Source organism: Pseudomonas sp. AMR01, from assembly GCF_041946035.1.
Taxonomy (GTDB): domain Bacteria; phylum Pseudomonadota; class Gammaproteobacteria; order Pseudomonadales; family Pseudomonadaceae; genus Aquipseudomonas; species Aquipseudomonas antarctica_B.
Genome location: NZ_JAUTYR010000097.1, coordinates 1 through 817, shown reverse-complemented (window position 1 = coordinate 817; position 817 = coordinate 1). Strand labels below are relative to the sequence as shown.

Here is an 817-nt window from a genome sequence, read left to right as displayed (position 1 = left end):
TACAATAAGACCGTCTACCTTTTTATTTTCTTCTTTTCCATAATCGACGTTGCGAATAATTTTGTGAGCCTTTAAAGCTCGAACACTTGTTGCTCCTATATTATAGAAATCCCACTTTCCAAATTTAGCAGGACTCTTAATTAAATTCCTTTGTAGTAGTTCTTCACTCATAACGTAGCTTAGTGGTTATGCTTTCTCTCTTTAACGCAAAAATACCTGGTTTTAATATTGTCTCGACCGGGTTCAGCTTTTACTATTAACAATTTGTGTTCATATTTGAAAATGAGCATTTTAAAAATTGTTAACCACTTTTCTCTTTTCCCCTCTTGCAATAGAGACACAGCCATTTAAGTGGGTTATTAGCTGATCAACTGCAACCTGAAAAATCATTTTGTTTGAAGCTCCCTCGGGGGAATTTCCTAAAGCAATTTTGTACCAGGACAATTCATTGCACCAGGATCTTATTTGGCCATCTTCAAAATCTACTCTAAGCTGATGGGCGAATTTGTTGCGGATCTTGCGTATTAGATCCAAATCCTTCTTCACCTTCTTTTCCATTAGGCCTAAACAATAAACCATGGTTATTTTACCGCTAAAGGTTCCCAATGGCTGATTATAATTAAGTAGTTGGTTCACCTCTTTTTCATCTTCCGGTAAAAAAGCAAGTAAAATGTGATCTAATAAGGTTTCAAGGAAGGTGGCGGCAACAAGAGCTATAGCGCGTTCGTTTGGATTTTCTTCATGGAATAATTCATGAAACTCAAAAAGAGCTGCATTCAGTTCAAAATACCTATCTACTGCTTTGCCGGTTATCTCC

The 817-nt window shown here is 36.6% G+C and carries 1 protein-coding gene; it reads right to left on the bottom strand.

What is annotated here, in order from left to right:
• Positions 1-291: 291 nt before the first annotated feature.
• On the bottom strand, positions 292-817 hold a 526-nt coding region (locus Q7C20_RS26695; RefSeq protein WP_375071185.1), incomplete at its 5' end, for an MltR family transcriptional regulator.